This is a genomic window from Micromonospora andamanensis (assembly GCF_016863495.1).
Lineage (GTDB): Bacteria > Actinomycetota > Actinomycetes > Mycobacteriales > Micromonosporaceae > Micromonospora > Micromonospora andamanensis.
Map to the genome: position 1 here is coordinate 1 of NZ_BOOZ01000054.1, position 17,725 is coordinate 17,725.

The 17,725-nt window shown below is 67.2% G+C and carries 7 protein-coding genes and 1 pseudogene; 7 read left to right on the forward strand and 1 reads right to left on the reverse strand.

Features of this window, described 5'->3' with window-relative positions; all coding sequences use genetic code 11:
- The 7 genes from Van01_RS28515 to Van01_RS28545 form a co-directional block, all read left to right on the forward strand.
- Nucleotides 1-779 (forward strand): SDR family oxidoreductase (locus Van01_RS28515; RefSeq protein WP_204014075.1); only part of this gene is annotated, 779 nt, incomplete at its 5' end.
- On the forward strand, nucleotides 776-2,158 hold the full coding sequence (locus Van01_RS28520) for an MFS transporter (protein WP_204014076.1): 1,383 nt from the start codon (nucleotides 776-778) through the stop codon (nucleotides 2,156-2,158). The genes Van01_RS28515 and Van01_RS28520, both read left to right, overlap by 4 nt.
- Before the next feature lie 1,846 nt (nucleotides 2,159-4,004).
- Nucleotides 4,005-4,652 carry a hypothetical protein gene (locus Van01_RS28525; RefSeq protein ID WP_204014077.1) on the forward strand — a complete coding sequence of 216 codons (648 nt, stop codon included), beginning with the start codon at nucleotides 4,005-4,007 and terminating at the stop codon, nucleotides 4,650-4,652.
- A gap of 102 nt (nucleotides 4,653-4,754) precedes the next feature.
- Nucleotides 4,755-8,918, forward strand: a complete 4,164-nt coding sequence (locus Van01_RS28530) for a LamG-like jellyroll fold domain-containing protein (protein ID WP_204014079.1) — start codon at nucleotides 4,755-4,757, stop codon at nucleotides 8,916-8,918.
- Nucleotides 8,919-8,999: 81 nt separating this feature from the next.
- Nucleotides 9,000-15,095, forward strand: coding sequence for an RHS repeat domain-containing protein (locus Van01_RS28535; protein ID WP_204014082.1), 6,096 nt, complete (start codon nucleotides 9,000-9,002; stop codon nucleotides 15,093-15,095).
- Nucleotides 15,096-15,618: 523 nt separating this feature from the next.
- The gene (locus Van01_RS28540) at nucleotides 15,619-16,407 is read left to right on the forward strand and encodes a PIG-L deacetylase family protein (RefSeq protein WP_204014085.1); all 789 of its coding nucleotides are present in this window, start codon (nucleotides 15,619-15,621) and stop codon (nucleotides 16,405-16,407) included.
- A gap of 127 nt (nucleotides 16,408-16,534) precedes the next feature.
- Complete coding sequence (locus tag Van01_RS28545; RefSeq protein ID WP_204014088.1) at nucleotides 16,535-17,305, forward strand: MBL fold metallo-hydrolase; 771 nt, start codon at nucleotides 16,535-16,537, stop codon at nucleotides 17,303-17,305.
- On the opposite strand, the pseudogene Van01_RS33320 reads toward Van01_RS28545, so the two are convergent.
- Nucleotides 17,269-17,430, reverse strand: a pseudogene (locus Van01_RS33320) (IS256 family transposase); the annotation flags it as partial. The gene Van01_RS28545 and the pseudogene Van01_RS33320 overlap by 37 nt on opposite strands.
- Nucleotides 17,431-17,725 lie beyond the last annotated feature (295 nt).

The window sequence follows — 17,725 nt, forward strand, 5'->3', positions numbered from 1 at the left end:
TTAGTGGCGCCCCGCCAAACGGCTACTGCGCCGACCTGGGCGAGGCGGACCAGCTTCTCGTCGCCTTCCAAGGATTGACGTCGCTGTGCTTCACGATGCCTCTGGTCTACGACCGTAAGACCGTTCGTCGGTATGCGCGAAACGTCGCAGAGGCCGCAGTCAAGGCCGGCGTCCGGCGAGTCGTGTTCAACTCCAACACTCGAATCCCGCCGAGCCCCACCGACGTGGCGGGATTCGAGACGCGACGGGACGCCGAGATGATCCTGCGGGAGAGCGGCCTCCCGGTTGTGGTGATCCGCCCCACGATCTACCTGGAGAATCTGCTCGCCCCAGCCGTACTCCACGGGATCGAGACCGACGGCGTGCTCGCGTATCCGGTGCCAGCAGAGGCGCGCATCGCGTGGCTCGGCCTACGGGACCTGGGTGCGGTCGCCGCAGCCGTGTTGGAGCGCGAGGACGTCACCCCTCCTGTCATCGAAGTTGGGGGCGCGGACCTGACCGGGCCGGAGCTCGCCGGTCACATCAGCCACCGCCTCGGCCGAGAACTCGCATTCGTGAGCGTCGCCCCTCGCGACTTCGAGGCGGGCCTGGCGAAGGTGCTCGGCGAAGACGCCGCGCGGGGTGTAGCCGGTCTCTACCACTGGTTACAACGCCACCCCGACAGCGGCCTGATGAGCGGGAGCGAGACTCAGGCTCGTGCGGGCATCGAACCCACCTCCATCATCGAGTGGGCGGAGGCGACCTGGCCGAGTTCCAGCAACGGTGCGGATCGCTCATGACCGGCGTGGATGGGGGCGCCCCGCTGCGCTGGTTCCTGGGACTGACTCAGTTTCTGATGATCCTCGACACGGCCATTCTGAACGTCGCCGTCCCCGTGATCGGCACGGAGCTCGCCATGTCCCCAGCAGCCGAGACGTGGGTCCTCAACGCCTACGTCGTGGCGTTCGGGGGCCTCTTGCTGGTGGGTGGTTCGATCGCTGACACTCTCGGTCACGGGCGAGTGCTGGTCGTGGGCCTCGTCGTCCTGGCGCTCGGCGCTGGCATCGGTGCACTCGCACACAGCGGCGCAGTGCTCATCGCGAGCCGTGCATTGCAGGGAGCGGGCGCCGCGATGGCCGCCGCTTCGGCAATGGCCCTGGTCTTCTCGAGGTACAGCGGTGGCGCGCGCCGCAAGACGCTTGGACTGTTCGCTTCAATGGCCGGGTTCGGCGGCGCTGTGGGCACCGCCTTGTCCGGCCTCCTCACTGAGTACTGGGGTTGGCGGGCAACCTTCTGGGTGAATGCGGTCGCCGCCGCGGTCCTGGTGGTGTGGGCGTGCAGGCTTCAAGGCTTCTTCATGTCGGGACGCCAGCGGCAATTGAGTGTCCTCGGCGGACTCCTCGTCACTGTCGCGCTGGCTTCGACCGCATACGCGATCACGTCCACATCCGACGGCGGCGCAGGGGCACATACGGCTGCCGCCGGCCTCTTGGCTGCAACGACTGCGGCAATGTTCATCGTGCGGGAACGACGCTCGTCCAACCCGTTGATCGGTCGGGCGATCTGGCGCATCCCACCGCTGCTTCGCGCCCTCCTTCTCGCAGGGGTCGGGCAATGGGTGCTCGTGCCGGTCTTCCTCTTCATCAGCCTCTACCTCCAGCGCGTGCTGGGGTACGAACCACTGATTGCCGGATTGGCACTACTACCGATGTCAGTCATCATCTTCCTCGTCGCGCCTTTGGCCCCACCCGTGATAGCCCGCTGGGGAGTCACTCCTGTAATGGCCGCCGCCTTCCTCCTCGTCGCGGGAGCCGGAGCATGGCTGACACAGGTCTCTGTTGACGGATCGTTCGCCGCCGACGTTCTGGGGCCGACACTGCTGCTGGCGTTCGGGCTCCCCTTGGTCTCGATCAGCACAAACCTCATGACGGCGGAGAACGCGCCCGCTCAAGACCCGGGAACCACCTCAGGACTTTTGACAACGACCCAGCAGTTCGGAGCAACCCTTGGACTGGCGTCATGGGTCGCAATCGCTGCCACCGGCCCTACATCGAACCTTCAGGACCTCGCCGAAGGGCACGCTCGGGCCTTCCTAGTCGCCGCAGTGGCAATGGCTCTGGCGGCGTTGGGCGCAATGTACCGGCCGCGTCACACGGCTCGCCCTCTGCCTGGACCATGAACCTCTTACCCGCGACATGCTGGGCGTCACGCGCCCGACACTGACCGTCGCAGTGTGTGACGATGGGCGGCGACAAGTCAGAATTCTGCCACCCTTGAACCGCCCCGGATCTTGTAGGGCCGGCCGGTCTGTCGCGGAGCTGATCCGGGACTCGGAGATCATTGATCAGACGATCTACAACTGGCGCCGCCAGGAGCTGATCGACACCGGCCAGATGCCGGATGTCACCTCTGCCGACCAGGTTGAGTTGGTCGCGGCTTGACGGCGTATCGCCGATTTGGAGACTGAGTTGGCGTGCATCGCCGCGCCCGCAGCCTTTCTCGACCGATCCGGATCCGGCGGGCGGCATCGGAGCTCAGATGGTCGGCGAGCCTGCGCACGCTCCAGCAGGTGTTACCTGATGGCAGGCTACGAGCGGTGCTGGCGAAAGTCCTGGCAGTTGGAGGATCGCCGAACGGTCGTCGGCGGTGTCGACCCTGGCCACCTCGCCGGCGTGGCACGCTCCGAGCCGCAACCACACACGCGGTCGGCGGCGAGCTGGCTGGCAGATCCTCCGGCCGGGTCCGAACGGGTAGACAGGCGCGTCCGGTCGGGCATTCGGCGACCGGACGCTTCGGCGTGTATCGGGTCGGACTGTCCTTCCAGGCGGGCTTCCTCGTCCTCCCTGGTCTGCGGGAGCGACGTTGTTCCGCGGAGCGCCTCAGGATGGTCCGCGACCTGGCCCGGCTTCGGTGGAACAACGGCGCAGAATCGACGATTTCGTCACCCGGGCCTTCGCCGGAGTCGAGGGCGGTGACGGTGTTGCCGTGGCTGTGTGGCAGTTGCCCATTGGTCTTCCGGACAATCCGACGCCCGAGCAGGTCGATGCGTGGGTGGAGTTGGCCGAGCTTGTCGCCGACGACTTTCAGAGCCGGGCTCGCCAGATGGCGGTGGCCCGCGACGGGCAGCCCGTCCCGGCTGTCGGTGGATCTGGATCTGCTGAGCCGGAGCGTGGGTGTGGCGATCACGGCGGGCGTCGCTCCGTACTCGCTGGAGGACCGGGCGGTGCTCGACCGTGTGGTCGGGCCCGATCTGCCTGCGGCCGATCGGCGTCGGCTGACTCCTCCGAGGTCACCCCGGCCGCCGGCCGTCATTGACCTGCTCCTGGCGAGCCCACCTCCGCAACGTCTCAGCCGTGCCGATCCCCAACCCGGCCGCCACCGCCGTGACCGCCGCCCAGTCCGACTCATGTTCGGCCGTTCCTCCGCGACTATCCGCAACGCCCATTCACGCAACTCCTGCACGGTCCCAGCAGGTCACCACCCAGACTCGGCCCTCCAGGTCACCGAACTACGTCGAACGCTGGGAACGTTTGGATAATTTTCGAATTCCTTCTCCGCCTCGCTATGCCTGGTTGAAGATGTTGCCGGCCGGCCTCCAGCCACTGCCGTGCCGAGTTGCGGTTTGGTGGGAGAGGCATGCGTGTAACGGGACGTACCCTTCACGTCCAATCAGGAGCGCATCGCGCATGTGTCGACTATGGCGGAGCTGCCCGCATGGTTGACCGCGTGCCGCACCCGGTGCGTGAAAGATGAGGAGTAGCAGTCAGTCCTGGGCGACCGTCACGGCCGGCCGACTGGCCTCGCCCGCGCCGTTGGCGGCTGGTGAGATGGTCCTGGGCGCCACGGCGACGGCTGGGGGAGTGATCGGGCTCCTGACGACGATGGAGCCGAGGTGTGCACGGGGGTTCGTCCAGGGGCCGAACGGGAACTCGCTTCCCTACTACGAACCCGTTCGTCCCTGCTCGTCGGCGCTGCTCAGGTTCGAAGCGGGGGCGTGGAGCCGGACGGGGCTCGACCATCTTCCCGTGTCGTACCCGATGCTGGCCCTGTTACCCGGTGGCGAGGCGCTCGTCGTGTGCCCCAGGAGGCCGTGGACCGGCGAAGGATGGAACCCGCACAATGCTCACGTTTTCGCCGCCGACGGCGCACACGTGCGCACGCTGATTCTCGGGGACAACATCGTCGGCCTGACCGTCGACGACGAAGGCGGGATCTGGACCGCTCACGGTGAGGAAGGCTGGAAGAGCGTCGGGGGCTCCGGTCTCGTGCGGTGGGCCGCTGGTGGAGCCCGGCTGTGGGGATCCGGCATCGCGTGCGACGAGGGAGCTGTCAACGCCACCCGGAGCGCCGCATGGTCGTTTTCGGGGCCGACCGAGCTGACCCGCGTCGTGGCGTCCGAGCAGGAACGGTACGGGAGCCCGCTGCACGACGTCCACGCCATCGCGTTCGACGGGAATCGCCTGCTGCTGGCCGGTGCGGAGCATCCGGGCGGGCGAGTTGACCAGCTTTACCGGGCGCTGCTGGCCGATGGCGCGGTCCTGCGGGTGGATCGCGTGCAAGTCGTCGACCCGGCTGGACGGCCACTCGACTCGACCATCATCGCGAGCCACGGCAGCCGCCTCTACCTGCACGATCACCGCGACGGGTTTCACGTCCTGGACATTTCGATGTGACCGACGGCATCGAATCGGACGACCCCTTCGAAATCCTTTTCCAGCCAGAACAATCGTCGGGCTTTCGCCGTATCAACGGCGGAGCCCAGGGATGAGGTCATTGTGAGACGTCAGGTCGTGACCGGCCTGCTGATCGGCGGGCTGGCGGTGACCGGGCTCGGCGTACCCGCCGCGGCCGGTCATTCCGTCGTTGCCCCGCAGGCGCAGGCGCAGGCGCAGGCGCAGGCGCAGGCGCAGGCGCAGACGCAGACAAAGGGCGAGGAGCAGGCACCGCCTGGCTCGGTCGCCCGTGCGACAGCGGACGCCCGGCGATCGGGCCAGCCGGTCGAGGTAACCGCGCAACGTGGCGAGTTCAAGGACGTGCACGCGAACCCGGACGGGTCATTGCGCGAGACGTTGCACCTCAATCCAGTACGCGTGCGGCGCGGCGGGGACTGGGCGGCGGTCGACACCACCCTGAAGCCGGCGGGTGCAGGCCGGTTCGCGCCCGTGGCGACAGGTGGGGACGTGTCGTTCAGCGGCGGGGGCGACGGTCCCGCGGTGCGGCTCGCGGAAGGTTCGGCCGAACTGGCGCTGACCTGGCCGACGCCGCTGCCCGCGCCGACTCTCGCCGGAGACACCGCCACCTACGCCGAGGTGATTCCGGGCGTGGACCTGCGCCTCACGGCCACCGCGCGCGGCTTCTCCAAGGTCTTCGTGGTCAAGAGCCGGTCGGCGGCCCGCGATCCGCGTGTGGCCAAGATGGCGTTCGGTCTGACCGTGAAGGGTGCCGACGTCAAGGCGGACAAGCACGGCAACGTCGAGGTGACCGGGCCCGACGGGAAACAACTGTTCGCCATGCGCGCGCCGGCCGCGTGGGACTCCTCGCGGCCGGAGCCGCGGCGGGCGCTCGGCCGCGTCACCCTCGAGCCGGGCCGCCTGATGCTCACCCCGGACGCCGGCCTGCTCACCGACGAGCGGACGACCTTCCCGGTGCACATCGACCCGAGTTTCGAACGGGGCAAAACCGGCTGGGCGTTGGTGGCTTCAAATAAGCCGAACCAGTCGTACTGGGGGGGGCATGACGGTGAACCCACCGTAGCCAAGGTGGGGCCATGCCCGCTCAGTTTTGATCCGTCATGTGTTGATGTCGGAACGGCGATCTCGTACTTCCAGTACAACGCCTCGCCGATGGTGGGCAAACAGCTCATCAGTGCCGAGTTCAACATTGTTGGCACATACTCGCCAGCGTGCGTCGCGAAGCCGGTGAAGGCGTACGGGACCACCCCGGTGAGTTCGGGGACGACCTGGAGCAATCAGCCGTATGGGCGTTCCAGTTCGGTGCTCCTTGGACAGCACAACGCCGCGTTCTACAACTCGGGGCCTGACTGCCGACCTCGGTGGCTCGGCTTCAACGCTCTGGAGGCCGTGCGGAAAGGGGTGAGAGACCACGGCGGCACGGTGGCGATCGCCCTGGTGGTCGACGACACTCACGAGTATGCGTGGAAGAAGTTCGATGCTTCGAACCCGACGCTCGCAATCACGTACAACTCGGAGCCCACCGTGCCGTCGGCGCTGTCGGTGGAGGGCAAGGGGTGCAAGGTGACCCCGAACGAGCCCTATGTCAACCCGCGGATCGACAACGACCCACTCAAGGGCCCCCGTGGCCCCAGAATCTCCGCCAAGGGCAGCGACCCGGACGGCGGTTTGGTGAAGGTGGAGTTCGAGTGGGCGAACTACTCCGGCACCCGGATCGGCGGGACGACGACCGTGGACAAGTCCTCGGGCTCGACGTTCACCGCTGACATTGCCTCAGCCGCCGCTCCGGACGGGGCGAAGCTGGCGGTTCGGGCCCGGGCGAAGGACAGCTCGCTCACCTCCGGGTGGAGCTCGTGGTGTCACGTGGTCGTCGACCGCACCTTGCCGAAGATGCCGGCGGTCACCTCGACCGTGTATCGCGAGTGTGACGGCGAGGACTGTCAGGCCACGGGTGGCGTCGGACGCACCGGCGCCTTCACCTTGACCGCCGCCGCCGGCGACACCGACGTGGCCGGCTACCGCTACCACCTGCTCGCGCAGGCGCCCACCTACATCCAGGCCGACTCTGCGGGTCGGGCCGTCGCCCAGGTCACGCCGGCCGACGACATGACCAATCAACTCTACGTCCAGGCAGTCGACCGGGCCGGCAACGTCTCTCCGCCGAGGATCTACCTCTTCTTCGTCGGAGCAGGTACGCCGCCGGTCGGCCACTGGCGCCTGGATGGCCATGGCGACACAACCGTTTACGACACCAGCAATGGACGACGTCACGGCACCATCAACAACAGCGCGGCCGGTTGGTGGGACGGCCGGCACGGCCGCGGACTATGGATGAACGGCACCCTCGACGCGTCAGTTACCACCTCCGGGACGGCTCCGCTGGATACGTCGGCGTCGTTCGCGGTCTCCGCCTGGGCCCGGTTGGACGGCCTAGGTGACAACCCGACAGTCGTGTCCCAGGACGGCAATTTTGCGTCTGCCATGCGGCTGCACGCCACGTCGGCTGGCCAATGGGCCTTTACGATGTACTCCGAGGACTCAGTCACCCCCACGATCCACCGCGTCTTCTCGGATCGGCCTGCCCGGGTCGGCGCGTGGACCCATCTGGTGGCGCTTTACGACGCCGTCGCCAAGAAGCAGACGCTTTACGTCGACGGCCGTGCGGCTGGGTCATTGACCCGTCCGGCGGCGTGGCGCGGTGAGGGTGCGCTGGCCCTCGGCCGGGCCAAATGGGTCGGCGGCCCGTTCGAACCGTGGCGGGGCATCGTCGACGATGTGCGGGTCTACGACCGGCTCCTGACGGCCCGTGAGATCGCGGACCTGGCGAACCTGCCGGCCCTGCCGGAGGCACAGTTCCCGCTTGACGACCGCCTTGGCGCCACGACTGTCGACGTCGCCGCGCGGCACCACGTCGCCGCGTTCGGCACCGGCACGTCGCAGGTGGCCGGCCGGGTCGGCGCCGGGGCAGTCGACTTCGACGGCGGCGCCGGCGGCGCCCTGACGACGCCGGGGCCGGTGGTGCGAACCGACAACAGCTTCACCGTCGCCGCGTGGGTCAAGCCGGACGCCGACTCGTACAACACCACCAGGACCGTGGTGAGCCAGCACGGCCAGTTCGCCAGCGGGTTGAACCTCCAGTACCGGCCCGACAAGGGCTGGTCGTTCATGCTGTTCCACGAGGACGAGCTGAACGCACAGCGGACCATCGCGGCCACGCCGGCCAGCCCGGGCCAGTCGGAGTGGCTGCACCTGGTCGGTGTGTACGACGCCGCGGCCCAGGAGATCCGCCTCTACAAGGACGGCGAGCCCGTCGCGATCGAGCCCTACACGCTGCCCTCGTGGCACGCGAACGGGTCCATGGAGATCGGGCGGGCCAAGTACAACCGCGAGTTCAAGGACAACTGGAAGGGTGCGATCGACAACGTGCAGGTGTGGGCCGGCGCGCTCACCGACGACCAGATCTTCGCCGAGTTCGCCGAACCCACCTCGGTCAAGGAGACGCCGTACAGCGGTCAGCTGTCGCGGTGGTGGTTCGGGGGTCGCCATGTGACCACCAACATGCCCGTCTCCGCGGGTCACTACTTCGAACGCGGGCTCGGCATGCTGACGCCGATCGGCGCGGAGGGAACCCGGACGATCTACTCATGTCGCATCAACGAGAATGACTACTACCTCTCCGCGGAGGAGAACTGCGAGGGTTACACCCGGCTCGGCGCGCTCGGCGGGCTCTACATCAGCGTTCCGGCCGACGTTCCGACCGTGCCCGTCTATCGGTGCGTACGCACCGCCAACCGGGTGCACTTCCACTCCAACGACCCGGGTTGCGAGGGCCAGACCGTCGAGTTCCTCATGGGTCACGCCCTCGCCTACGGCAATCTGGTCGCGGCCCAGCGGCCGTCGACGCCGCCCGACCGGGTCGCCACCGTGTACGAACTGCCCGGCGAGTATCGGGCGGACCAGAAGCTCGGCATCACGCCCTTGCTCTCGGGTCCGGGGACGGTGCCGCTGATGCGGTGCCGGTCCGGGGACGACACGTTCAGCTCCACGGACCCGGCCTGCGAGGGCGCGACGGTGCTCGGCCGCTCCGGAAACCTCTGGGGCCCCGACTCGCCACCGGAGGGCGTGACCGAACTCGGCACCGTCTGGCGGTGTCGCACCGACGCCGGAGAGGTCTTCGAGGCGGCCAACCCGGACTGTGACGGTGGAGAGATGGTCGCGTTCCTCGGATACACCATCGTCCAGTTCTGACCCGCGATTGTCCCGTACCGGGGCGGCGTCGACCCGACGCCGCCCCGGCCCGCCCCTTTCACCTGACTCAAGAGGACGCACATGAGTACATCCCGATGGCGGCGAGGTCTCGCCGCCGCCTTGGGCGGAGTGGTGGCGCTGAGTGTCGCCGTACCCGCCGAGGGTGCGATACGCAGACCCGTGGACGACACGATCGGCCCGGCGCCGATGAAGTGGATCGAGCCGCAGAAGGTCCGCAGCGTGCCGGTGCGCGAGGTGCCCGGCAAGTCCGCGACGCCCCCCACGCAGCGCGTGGTGACCGGCGACCCGAAGGTGACATGGCCGTCGGCCGGAGCAGCGGAGGTGGACCTCACGAGCCGGGCGGCAGCGGTCGGAACGCTTCCGGTCGCCGTCGCCACCCCGGCGGCAGGTGCCGGAGCCGCCCAGCGGTCCGCCGCCGGAGACAAGCCGCCGCAGCGGGTGCAGGTCTCGGTGCGGGATCGCGCGGCGGCCGCCAAAGCCGGTGTGGACGGCCTCGTGCTCACCGCGCGCCGTGCCGACGGCCGGGCCGAGGCCGCCCCGGTGAAGATCTCGGTGGACTATTCGTCGTTCCGGCACGCCTTCGGCGGCGACTGGGCGAGCCGGCTGCGGCTCGTGCCGCTCGACGGCGCGGCCGCTCCTACGGCGATGCGCAACGACGTGATCGCCGGTCAGGTTTCGGCCCGGGTGACCGTGTCCGGCGCCGACGCGACGTATGCGTTGACGGCGGGACCGGCGGGCGACGCGGGTGACTACACGGCGACCTCGCTGTCGCCCGAGAGCAGATGGCAGGTGTCGACGTCCTCGGGTGCCTTCGCCTGGACCTACCCGATGCCGGTGCCGCCGGTGCCGGGCGGCCTCGTGCCTGAGATCGCCGCGTCCTACAACTCGCAGGCGGTCGACGGTCGGGTGGCGGCCCGCAACAACCAGCCCTCGTGGCTGGGGGAGGGCTGGAACCTCGGAGAGGCGTTCGTCGAACGGTCGTACAAGGCCTGTGCCGACGACATGGGCTCTGGTGCGAACAACACTGAGAAGACCGGTGACCTGTGCTGGGAGACGCAGAACGCCACGATGTCCTTCGGAAGCCGTTCGGGTCGGCTGGTGGCCTTGGACGCCGACGGCGACACCTGGCGGCTGATGGATGATGACGGTACCCGGATCGAGCGGCTGACGGGCGCGGTCAATGGTGACGACAACGGTGAGCGGTGGGTGCTGACGGCCACCGACGGCACCCAGTATCACTTCGGGCTCAACCGCCTGCCTGGGTGGGCGTCGGGCAAGCCGGAGACGCGTTCGGTGTGGACCGTGCCGGTCTACGCCAACGAGGCGAGCGACCCGGCCGGTACTGGTTACGACGCCGGGGACTTCGCCAAGTCGAAGAAGGACAAGCAGGCGTACCGGTGGAACCTCGACTGGGTGGTCGACCCGAACGGTAACGCCATGAGCTACTACTATGCGACCGAGTCGAACAAGTACGGCGCCAACCTCGGTCGGAGTGTTGTCGACTACGTCCGTGGCGGCTGGCTCGAGCGGATCGAGTACGGCCTACGCAGCACCAACGCCTACGCGGCGGAACCCGCCCAGGTGGTGTTCAGCGTGGCCGACCGCTGCGTACCGGGCTCTTCGAGCTGCGCCAAGACCAACAAGCCGGCCTGGCCGGACGTGCCGTGGGACCAGGAATGCACGGCCGCGCCGTGCGCCGGGAAGTACTCTCCGACGTTCTGGTCGAGCAAGCGGTTGACCACCGTGACCACCCGGATCCTCCCGTCCACCGGCGACTACGTGCCGGTGGACCGCTGGAACGCCCAGCACAGCTTTCCGAGCCCGGAGGACGGAACCACCGCGGCACTCTGGCTGACCCAGATCCAGCACACCGGGGCGAGTGGCGGCGAGGCGTCGCTACCTGCGGTGAAGTTCGTCGGTGACCGTTTTGAGAACCGGGTCAACTGGGAAACCGATGGCAAGCCTAAGCTGAACAAGTTCCGGATCATCAGCATTCGGTCTGAGTCCGGCGGTAAGACCGACGTGAAGTACTCGGCGCCGGAGTGCGGCACCACGGTGGCGGAGGGCAACATCAAGCGGTGCTTCCCGGTCAGGTGGGCGATGCCACCCGAGGAGCCCGAGAACGACTGGTTCCGCAAGTACGTCGTCGAGCAGACCGTCGAGGGCGACAACGTCCTCGGTGCCGGCGCGAGATCCCCGGACATCGTCACCAGCTACACCTACGTCGGCGGTGCCGCCTGGGCCTACAACAACGACCCGTTGGTGCCCGCGACCAGGCGGACCTGGGACCAGTGGCGCGGTTACGAGAAGGTCGAGGTGCGCAAGGGCGATCCCGGCGGGCAGCGGTCGTTGACCAGCTACCTGTACTTCCGCGGCATGGGCGGTGACGTCAAAGACTCGACCGGGACCGAGGTGACGGACGCCGAACCTCTCGCGGGCTTCCTCCGCGAGGAGATCACCTACAACGGTGACGGCGGCTCCGAGGTCGAAGGCGAGATCCACACCCCGTGGAAGCGCAGTGTCGCCACCCAGGGCCCGTTCACCGCCTATCAGGTGGAGAACTCCCGGACGGTCACCCGTACCCGGCTGTCCAGCGGCACCTACCGGAGCACCCGGGTCGACACCACGCACGACCACTACGGCAATCCGATCGAGGTCGACGACCACGGCGACACGGCGGTCAGCGGCGACGAGCGGTGCACCACCACCGAGTACGCGCAGGACGCGGCCCGGTGGATGATGGACCTGCCGAAGCAGACCACCACCGTCGCGGTCGACTGCGACCGTACGCCGACCTTGCCGGCGGACGCGATCGCCGATGAGCAAGCCACGTACGACGGCGCGGGTAATCTCGCGAAGACCGAGGTGGTGTCCGGCTACACCGGCGGCGAGCCGACCTGGCTGACCACGGCGACCTCCAAGTACGACATGTACGGCCGGGTCACCGAGACCACCGACTCGCTCGAAAGGACGAGCAAGACCGCCTACACGGAGACTCGCGGTCTGACGACGCGTACCGTGGCCACCAACGCCCTCGATCACACCACGACCACCGATATCGACCCGGCGCGGGGGGTGGCGGTCAAGACGACGGACGTCAACGGGCGCAGCACGTCAGTCAAGCACGATCCGCTCGGCCGGGTCACCGAGGTCTGGAAGCCGGGCCTCGAGAAGGACAAACCCGTGCTGAGTGCCAAGTACGCCTACGCGGTCCGCAACGCGGACGGGCCGAGCTGGGTCCGCACCGAGACGCTGGCGGCCAGCGGCGACTATGTCGTTTCCTATCAGCTTCTCGACGGTCTGCTGCGGCCCCGGCAGACGCAGGCGCCCAGCCCGGTGGGCACCGGGCGGATCATCACCGACACCCTGTACGACGCCCGGGGTCTGGTCAACCGCACGCACGCCGCCTACTACAACGTCGATGCCGCCCCGGGCACGACTTTCGTCGTTCCCAACGCCGGCGACGTTCCCTCGGCCACGGTGAAGGTCTACGACGGCGCCGAACGGGAGACCGACTCCATCCACATGGACCGCAATACCGAGCGCTGGCGGACCAGGACCTACCACGGCGGCGACCACACAAGCGTCGTCCCACCGGAGGGCGGTACCGCGACGTCGACCCACGTTGACGCGCGTGGCCGCACCGTCAAGCTCGTGCAGTACGAGACGCGCCCCTCATCAGGGGCGCCGACCGGGGCCGGGAACACCACCCGGTACACCCACAACGCGGCGGACGCGCTCGAAACGGTCACCGACGCCACGGGCAACGTATGGCGCTACGAGTACGACATCCTGGGCCGCAACACCCGGGTCGATGACCCCGACAAGGGCGAGTCGAGGATGACGTACGACAACGCCGGTCAACTTCTCACCATCACCGACGCGCGTGGGAAGACGATCGCCTCGTCGTACGACGCCCTCGGTCGTCTGACCGAGACGCGGCTCGGCTCCGCCACCGGCACGCTGCTGACCAAACGGGTCTACGACACCCTGACGGAGGGGAAGGGCCTCCTGACGTCGTCGACGAGGTATGTCGGCGGATCGGAATACATTCGCCAAGTTACCGGCTACGACGTGGCCGGCCGCCCCACCGGTGACGAGACCGTCATTCCGGACACGGAGAGTGGGGTCAAGGGCACCTACAAGGAAACCTTCGAGTACCTGGCCGACGGCAGCCTCAAGAAGAGGATCCTGCCGAAGCTCGACAGTGTTCTGCCTGTGGAGACCCTCAACTTCACCTACACCGCAGACCTCGGGCTGCGCAACTCGGTTTTGGGCTGGAAGACATACGTCAACGAGACCAAGTACAACGAGTTGGGCGAGGTTGCGCAGGTCTGGATGGACTCGGTGGCTTCGGGCAAACGCCTGACCTTCACTCCCACGTACGAGTCGGACACTCGCCGGTTGGTCGAGACCGTCGTCCACCGGGAGGAGCCCGAGAGCCCGTTCGTGAACGACCAGAAGTACCAGTACGACCACGTCGGGAACGTGCGGTCCATCGCGGACCGGACGACCGGCCAGGCCAACGACACGCAGTGCTTCGCCTACGACCACCTGCGCCGGATGACCAGCGCGTGGACGGCCAAGGAGGACTGCACCGTCGCGCCTTCGACCAGCACGGTCGACGGCCCGGCGCCGTACTGGCACACCTACTCCTACGATGCGATCGGCAACCGCACGAAGCTGCAGCGGCACGGCCTCGGCGGCGCCGCGGACGTGACGAGCACCTACAAGTACCCGGCGCCAGGAGCAGGCGTGGATCGCCCGCACGCGGTGACCTCTGTGGACACCGGCTCGACCAGGGCGACCTACGGTTACGACGCCGCCGGCAACATGACCAGCCGACCCGGACCCACAGGAGCGCAAACGCTGGCCTGGGACGACGAGGGCCGGCTGTCATCCATCGCCAGCGGCGCGGAAAGCACCGGCTACATTTACGACGCGGACGGCGCAGTGCTGATCCGTCGTGACCCCGGCAAGGTCACCCTCTTCCTGGCCAGCGGTGAGGTCACCGTCGACACCGCCACTGGCAATAAGCGGGGCACCCGTGTCTACGACGGGATCGGCGTGCGCAGCGGTGGCGTCTTCACCTGGACGGTGGCCGACCGCCACGGCACCAACACGCTGGCGATCAGCAGCAAGCTGGAGGTAACGGCGCGGCGCAGCGATCCGTTCGGCAACGCAAGGGGCACCAACCCGGCCTGGCCGGCAGGGAACCGCGGCTTCGTCGGTGGTTCCGACAACCCAGGCACGGGTCTCGTGCGCCTCGGCGCCCGGGAGTACGACCCGCTGCTCGGCCGGTTCATCTCGGTGGATCCGATCATCGACCCGGACGATCCGCAGCAGATGAACGCCTACGCGTACTCCAACAACAACCCCGCCACCATGAGTGACCCCGACGGGCTGCGGTTCAGCTGCCCCGACGGCGACTGCGGCGGACACCGCGGCCCCAGCGCCAACAAGAAGGGCAAGAAGCACACCGCCGCCAAGGCGCCGGGCACCACCTACAGCAAGAAGATGTACCAAATCTACAAAAAGAAGCGGTACGCGGGCACGACGAAGAAGCGTATGCCGAGCCGAATTCTCAACGACGAGAGGCTGTGGCAGCGAACTGCGAAGGAGAAGGCCCATCGGACCCCGAAGGTCCCATCGGGAGATCCGCACTACCACTTTATTTTCCCGTTGTTCCATATGGGGCCGAATCCGACCGTTGGTGAAGACGGATTTCCTGTCTACCTTTTGCCGTTGATGGCCGGCGCGGATAAGGCCATGAAGGAGCTGCATCGTTGTTTCAACTGCAACTTCCCTATACCTGGAGCGCCTAAGCGCTTTCCGGCCCATGGCGAGCACCTGCCGTTGAAGGTCGCAGGTATTGTCCCCGCGCCTCTTGAGTCCTATCCCTTGGAGACCGGAGACGGCATGTACTACCACGTCTCGGGAGATGGTCACTTCGACGGACGCGGGTCTGTGATCCATTTCCGCATGCAGCAAGATGGTAAAGGGCAACTACAGCTCCACGTACGGGGATATGTGGTGGATCCAAAAGTTCCAACAGCTGTGTCGACACCCTTGGCGTATGCCGAATGGTCAAAGTTTGCGGGCAAGTTGGGGCACAACATCGCCCAACACCAGTGCAACTTCAGTCCTACCTGTTGATGCGTCTGGCCGCTCGGCGGGTTACCTGATGTAGATGAATGAATGCACTGCCCACCGCGTCGGTGGGCAGTGCATTCATTCGTACCCGCCCGTCATGCCTGTCATCTCGCCCACGCTGCCCCAGGCGCTATCGCTGGTGGCAGGTTGAGATGGGCATGGCCAGGGTCTTTGACGGCGCGGCGCGAATGCAGCGTGTCACTGTGATGAAGCCGGTCGGTGGGACACTTTCGGGGTTCGCCTTACGGAAGGAGAAGGCCCGTGATTGTGTTCTGGTGGCGGATCAGACTTTGACAGTGATGAAGGGCGCCACTCCTCTGATGGCGCCCTTCATCCGGCCATCTATCGATCCGGCACCTTGGTCACTTGGTCGCCTCAGCGATGGTTTCGGCCTCGCTGCCGTCAACGACAGTGGGGACTCGCATTGTCCCGCGGACGCTCGGAGACGTCGACAACCGGCGTGTTTGCGCCAGCACATCAACGAGGAAACGTCATGGTCACACGTAGAGCTACGCTGGTCGGAGCGATGTCGCTCGCGGGCGTGAGTGTGCTTCGTCCAGGTACGGCGATCGCGGCCGGCACAACGCCTGTCATCTTCGCCGCCGCCCATCCTGATGACGAGACCCTCGCGATGAGTGTGGCCATCGCCAAGCACGCTGCCGCGGGACAGGCAGTACACGTCCTGCTGCTCACCGACGGTGAGGGATCGGGCGTGATCGGCTCCTTGAATGGAACGACGACGAGCAAATGGTGGGGAGTACGCCACGTTCCGTCGGCCGAGGGATACGCGCCCCTCACGCCCGCCGATCTGGCGGCCGCCCGCGTTCGGGAACTGACCACCGCACTGAAGTCGCTCTTCGCGGGGCTGCCGGGCTCAGTGACCCTGCATCGCGCCGGCCTTCCGGACGGTGGCGTGACGACATCGACGGCCCGGGCCGCCATTCTTTCGCTAGCCGATGAGATCGCACCCGGCGCGGCTGTACGGATCAAGGGTCACAGCCACGCCGTGGACGATCACCGTGACCACATCGCGATCGGGCAGGCACTCGTCGCGCTCTCGGCCGAGGATCCCACCCGATTCAGCGACCGGCGGCACTACATCCTGCCCCACTACTGGTCGGACCCGCGCCTGTCTCGGGTCGCCTACGCGTGGGACATGCCCGGTGACGCGAGCATCGCAGCGCGCGCCCGCAATGCGTGCAATTCCTACCGTTCGTGGGCGCCTGCCAACGGCCACTACGCGATCGGCTATCACAGCGTGCCCGAGATGTTCGATGCCCTTACGGGAAACATCAGGAGCATGTACCACAGCTGACGAGGACGTTCAGACTGTGTCAGTCGGGGTTGTTGCTGGGCAGCATCGTGGAAGTAAACCCAGACCTCCTCGCGGCGGTGACGAGAAGTAGTCAATACCTGTGGATCAAGCGCTCTAGACTTCGCGGATGACCAGTGAGCCTCTCCGTCTTACGGTTTTGGGTTGTGCAACGCCATACCCGAGTGTGGATAACCCCTGTTCCGGCTACCTGGTGTCCGGTGGGGGCACTCGGGTGTGGGTGGATGCGGGCAGCGGGACGCTGGCTCAGCTGCAACGACATGTCCGGCTGGACGAGTTGGACGCGATCTGGATCTCGCATCTGCACGCCGATCACAGCGCAGACCTGCTCACTGCCTACTACGGCGCGCTCTACGCCGACATCCAGCTCACGGCGCCGATCCCCTTGTACGGCCCGCCGGGCATCGCCGGCCGGCTGGCCCACTTCCTCACCAACACCGACATCCGCAGCCCGATGGAGTTCGCCTTCGCCGTCGAGGAACTGCACGACGGACATCAGGTGCGGGTCGGGGCGCTCACATTGACCAGCCGAGCAGTGGCGCACGGCATCCCCGCCTTCGCCCTGCGCGTCGAGACCACGGAACGGTCACTTGTGTACTCCGGGGACACGGCCCCCTGCCCGGGACTGACGAGTCTGGCCAAGGGGTGCGATGTGCTGCTGTGCGAGGCTGAGAGCGCCCAGGCCCCGAGTGCGGGGGAACAGGTCCACCACACACCAGAGGACGCCGGCGACACCGCCCGTGCGGCTCAGGCGGGACGGTTGATCGTGACGCACGTCGGGCGTTTCCTCACTCCGCAGCAGGCAGTAGCACGTGCCAAGACCAGATTCGACGGTCCCATCGACTACGCCGCACCTGGTGCCACCTTCCCCGTCGGCTGAGCCGCTGCGACCTCGGGGCGTTCGACGAGATGACCGTTCTCGAAATGAGCTCCGGCGCGGACCAAAGCGACGAGGTGGGGTGTGGTGACTGCCCTCCAGCATTCCTGGGCTGATTCGGCGAACTTGAGACCATGTGGCCCGGCCGCTCAGCGCTGATGCTCTGCGTTCCGGTTGTTCTCGCCGCTTGGGGTTGATGAACTTCCGCCGGTTCAAGGCGAGCTTTGCGAGCAGCCGAGTGATCGTGCGTTGACTGACGGGCGTGCCATCGCCGCGCAGTTCGAAGGCGATGCGTGAGGCTGACCACTTGTGCTCACGTCTCATCGTCTCGATCTGCCCCGCGATCCGGCCCGGCGTCGAGGTCGGCTGCCGGGCCGGAGCGGAGGAGCTGTCGAGGATTCCGAGCTCGCCGTAACGGCGCGT